The organism is Chryseobacterium sp. ISL-6 (assembly GCF_018613715.1).
Taxonomy (GTDB): Bacteria; Bacteroidota; Bacteroidia; order Flavobacteriales; family Weeksellaceae; genus Chryseobacterium; species Chryseobacterium paludis.
In genome coordinates, this window is the sequence record NZ_JAGGPT010000018.1 from 1 (window position 1) to 5285 (window position 5285).

At 46.7% G+C, this 5285-nt stretch carries 2 tRNA genes and 2 rRNA genes; all 4 read left to right on the forward strand.

Going from position 1 to position 5285, the window contains the following annotated elements:
- Positions 1–218 precede the first annotated feature (218 nt).
- The 4 genes from J7E44_RS23275 to J7E44_RS23290 all read left to right on the forward strand — a co-directional run bounded on the left by J7E44_RS23275 (position 219) and on the right by J7E44_RS23290 (position 5151).
- A 16S ribosomal RNA gene (locus J7E44_RS23275) occupies positions 219–1735 on the forward strand.
- Positions 1736–1953: 218 nt separating this feature from the next.
- Positions 1954–2027 (forward strand) — tRNA-Ile (locus tag J7E44_RS23280).
- Positions 2028–2115: 88 nt separating this feature from the next.
- A tRNA-Ala gene (locus tag J7E44_RS23285) sits at positions 2116–2189 on the forward strand.
- 207 nt (positions 2190–2396) lie between these two features.
- Positions 2397–5151, forward strand: a 23S ribosomal RNA gene (locus J7E44_RS23290).
- The 16S and 23S rRNA genes sit together here with 2 tRNA genes alongside, the layout of an rRNA operon.
- The last annotated feature ends 134 nt before the right edge of the window (positions 5152–5285 follow it).

Below are 5285 nucleotides of genomic sequence, written 5' to 3' on the forward strand. Positions count from 1 at the left end.
GGATTAAGGTTACTAAAAAAAACTTTAAATTTTCTTTCGGAAAAATTTGGTCACATCAAAAAAAACATTTACTTTTGCACTCGCAAATCAGTAGCCCAAACGACAGAAAATGAGGCTACGGTATAAAGCGGAAGAAGAGAGATCATTGAAAAATAATATAACAACCAAGTAAGGAAAAACTAAAGCGTAAAATAACTTTGAGTGAGTCAGACAAACATACAATGGAGAGTTTGATCCTGGCTCAGGATGAACGCTAGCGGGAGGCCTAACACATGCAAGCCGAGCGGTAGAGATTCTTCGGAATCTTGAGAGCGGCGTACGGGTGCGGAACACGTGTGCAACCTACCTTTATCAGGGGGATAGCCTTTCGAAAGGAAGATTAATACCCCATAATATATTTGATGGCATCATTAGATATTGAAAACTCCGGTGGATAGAGATGGGCACGCGCAAGATTAGATAGTTGGTGAGGTAACGGCTCACCAAGTCCATGATCTTTAGGGGGCCTGAGAGGGTGATCCCCCACACTGGTACTGAGACACGGACCAGACTCCTACGGGAGGCAGCAGTGAGGAATATTGGACAATGGGTGAGAGCCTGATCCAGCCATCCCGCGTGAAGGACGACGGCCCTATGGGTTGTAAACTTCTTTTGTATAGGGATAAACCTTTCCACGTGTGGAAAGCTGAAGGTACTATACGAATAAGCACCGGCTAACTCCGTGCCAGCAGCCGCGGTAATACGGAGGGTGCAAGCGTTATCCGGATTTATTGGGTTTAAAGGGTCCGTAGGCGGACTCGTAAGTCAGTGGTGAAATCTCATAGCTTAACTATGAAACTGCCATTGATACTGCGGGTCTTGAGTAAGGTAGAGGTAGCTGGAATAAGTAGTGTAGCGGTGAAATGCATAGATATTACTTAGAACACCAATTGCGAAGGCAGGTTACCATGTCTTAACTGACGCTGATGGACGAAAGCGTGGGGAGCGAACAGGATTAGATACCCTGGTAGTCCACGCCGTAAACGATGCTAACTCGTTTTTGGGTTTTCGGATTCAGAGACTAAGCGAAAGTGATAAGTTAGCCACCTGGGGAGTACGAACGCAAGTTTGAAACTCAAAGGAATTGACGGGGGCCCGCACAAGCGGTGGATTATGTGGTTTAATTCGATGATACGCGAGGAACCTTACCAAGGCTTAAATGGGAATTGACAGGTTTAGAAATAGACTTTTCTTCGGACAATTTTCAAGGTGCTGCATGGTTGTCGTCAGCTCGTGCCGTGAGGTGTTAGGTTAAGTCCTGCAACGAGCGCAACCCCTGTCACTAGTTGCTAGCATTAAGTTGAGGACTCTAGTGAGACTGCCTACGCAAGTAGAGAGGAAGGTGGGGATGACGTCAAATCATCACGGCCCTTACGCCTTGGGCCACACACGTAATACAATGGCCAGTACAGAGGGCTGCTACCAGGTGACTGGATGCTAATCTCGAAAGCTGGTCTCAGTTCGGATTGGAGTCTGCAACTCGACTCTATGAAGCTGGAATCGCTAGTAATCGCGCATCAGCCATGGCGCGGTGAATACGTTCCCGGGCCTTGTACACACCGCCCGTCAAGCCATGGAAGTCTGGGGTACCTGAAGTCGGTGACCGTAAAAGGAGCTGCCTAGGGTAAAACAGGTAACTAGGGCTAAGTCGTAACAAGGTAGCCGTACCGGAAGGTGCGGCTGGAACATCTCATTTTAGAGCGTCTTTCGGGACGATAAACAAAATTAAAGATACTTAAGTGTATCATGTACTTACTTAAAGTATGCTTTAGTTTTTTATTTGGTTGATTATATATATAAAAATACAAAACCCACTAGAAATTAGTATAGGGAAGAGAGGCAAGATGAAAGATAAAAGAAGAAAGACAATGAGGTCTGATATCTGGAGTCTTTAATCTAAAAGTCTAACAAGACAGTCTCGTAGCTCAGCTGGTTAGAGCGCTACACTGATAATGTAGAGGTCGGCAGTTCGAGCCTGCCCGAGACTACTAATTGAAAAAGACGGGAAGATAATAGATGGTAGGGATCAGATTTAATTCTGATATCTGGGATCTGTAATCTGAAGTCTGACTAGAGGGGGAATTAGCTCAGCTGGCTAGAGCGCCTGCCTTGCACGCAGGAGGTCAAGGGTTCGACTCCCTTATTCTCCACAGTTTTGTGAGTCTGATTTAAAAGTATAATGAATAGAGCCAAAACAAATATTCATTCATCAGACAAGCAGAAAGACATTAAGATCATTGACATTAACGGTAAAAATATCACAAAGAGAAAACCGAGCGCAATTAAGCGTTTGAGTTTACAAAAAATAGCTTGGCAGCAATGCTGAGCAAAAAATACTGAACTAATTAATAATTAGGAAAGAAATCGTTAAGGGCGTATGGCGGATGCCTAGGCTTTCAGAGGCGACGAAGGACGTGGTAAGCTGCGAAAAGCTCGGGGGATTGGCACACACGAATTGATCCCGAGATGTCCGAATGGGGCAACCCGGCTGGTTGAAGACCAGTCACCTCGTAAGAGGAGCAAACCCGGAGAACTGAAACATCTAAGTACCCGGAGGAAAAGAAATCGAAGAGATTCCGTAAGTAGTGGCGAGCGAACGCGGATTAGCCCAAAAGTCTTTATATATTTAAAAGAATGTTCTGGAAAGAACAGCCATAGAGGGTGATAGCCCCGTATTTGAAAGGTATATTTTGATGATAAATGAGTAGGGCGGGACACGTGAAATCCTGTCTGAATATGGGGGGACCATCCTCCAAGGCTAAATACTCCTGAAAGACCGATAGTGAACAAGTACTGTGAAGGAAAGGTGAAAAGCACTTCGAATAGAAGGGTGAAATAGAACCTGAAACCGTACGCCTACAAGCGGTCGGAGCCCACATGTTGGGTGACGGCGTGCCTTTTGCATAATGAGCCTACGAGTTAATTTTACTAGCGAGGTTAAGGACTTCAGGTCCGGAGCCGGAGCGAAAGCGAGTCTGAATAGGGCGTATAGTTAGTAGGATTAGACGCGAAACCTTGTGATCTACCCATGGGCAGGTTGAAGCTCTGGTAACACAGAGTGGAGGACCGAACCGGTTGACGTTGAAAAGTCTTCGGATGACCTGTGGGTAGGGGTGAAAGGCCAATCAAACTGGGAGATAGCTCGTACTCCCCGAAATGCATTTAGGTGCAGCGTCGTATATAAGTTTATTAGAGGTAGAGCTACTGATTGGATGCGGGGGTTTCATCGCCTACCAATTCCTGACAAACTCCGAATGCTAATAAATGTTCTACGGCAGTGAGGGCATGGGTGCTAAGGTCCATGTCCGAGAGGGAAAGAACCCAGACCAACAGCTAAGGTCCCCAAATATATGTTAAGTTGAAGCAACGCGGTTGGACTGCATTGACAGCTAGGATGTTGGCTTGGAAGCAGCCATTCATTTAAAGAGTGCGTAACAGCTCACTAGTCGAGCGGTCCGGCATGGATAATAATCGGGCATAAACATATTACCGAAGCTATGGATTTGTACTTATGTACATCTGGTAGGGGAGCATTCTGTTTGCACAGAAGCAGTGGCGCGAGCCATTGTGGAGCGTACAGAAAAGAAAATGTAGGCATAAGTAACGATAAAGGGGGCGAGAAACCCCCTCACCGAAAGACTAAGGTTTCCTCAGCCATGCTAATCAGCTGAGGGTTAGTCGGGACCTAACGCGAACCCGAAAGGGGTAGTGGATGGACAATGGGTTAATATTCCCATACTTGCTCACACTAAAAAGGGGACGGAGTGCCGTACTTGCTGGAGACTGACGGAATAGTCAAGGCCTAGCCTTCGGGCGAAGCTGCTGCAGGGAAAGTGCTTCCAAGAAAAGCCGAAGTGAAGCAACCCGTACCAAAACCGACACAGGTAGTCGAGGAGAGAATCCTAAGGTGCTAGAGTGAATCATGGTTAAGGAACTAGGCAAAATAGTCTCGTAACTTCGGAAGAAGAGACGCCAGCAGCAATGCTGGCCGCAGTGAAGAGGCCCAGGCGACTGTTTATCAAAAACACAGGACTCTGCTAAATCGAAAGATGCTGTATAGGGTCTGACACCTGCCCGGTGCTGGAAGGTTAAGGAAGGGCGTTAGGGTAACCGAAGCGTTTGACTGAAGCCCCAGTAAACGGCGGCCGTAACTATAACGGTCCTAAGGTAGCGAAATTCCTTGTCGGGTAAGTTCCGACCTGCACGAATGGTGTAACGATCTGGGCACTGTCTCAACCATGAGCTCTGTGAAATTGTAGTATCGGTGAAGATGCCGATTACCCGCAATGGGACGAAAAGACCCTGTGAACCTTTACTATAACTTCGTATTGACTTTGAGTAAGTAATGTGTAGGATAGGTGGGAGACTTTGAAGCAGGCACGCTAGTGTTTGTGGAGTCAACGTTGAAATACCACCCTTTACTTACTTGGAGCCTAACTTCTTTTAGAAGGACATTGCGTGGTGGGTAGTTTGACTGGGGTGGTCGCCTCCAAAAGAGTAACGGAGGCTTTCAAAGGTACCCTCAGCACGCTTGGTAACCGTGCGTAGAGTGTAATGGCATAAGGGTGCTTGACTGTGAGACCTACAAGTCGATCAGGTGCGAAAGCAGGACATAGTGATCCGGTGGTTCCGCATGGAAGGGCCATCGCTCATAGGATAAAAGGTACTCCGGGGATAACAGGCTAGTCTCCCCCAAGAGCTCACATCGACGGGGAGGTTCGGCACCTCGATGTCGGCTCGTCACATCCTGGGGCTGGAGAAGGTCCCAAGGGTTGGGCTGTTCGCCCATTAAAGTGGCACGCGAGCTGGGTTCAGAACGTCGTGAGACAGTTCGGTCTCTATCTATTGCGGGCGTTAGATGTTTGAGAGGGCTTGATTCTAGTACGAGAGGACCGAATTGAACAAACCTCTGGTGTATCAGTTGTACCGCCAGGTGCACCGCTGAGTAGCTACGTTTGGAAGAGATAAGCACTGAAAGCATATAAGTGCGAAACTCGCCTCAAGATGAGACATCTTTTAAGGGTCGTGGGAGATGACCACGTTGATAGGCTATAGGTGTAAAGTTGGTAACAGCATAGCCGAGTAGTACTAATTACCCGTAGATTTATAGCCTAATTGGTAGGCACTTAATTGCGCAATAAAGGTTTTGTCTTTGTGAACGTTTTTATCGATAAAAAACATGTAAAATGTACAATAGTAAAAAGTATTAATGATAATGATCAATAGGTTTTACGTTAATACAAAGT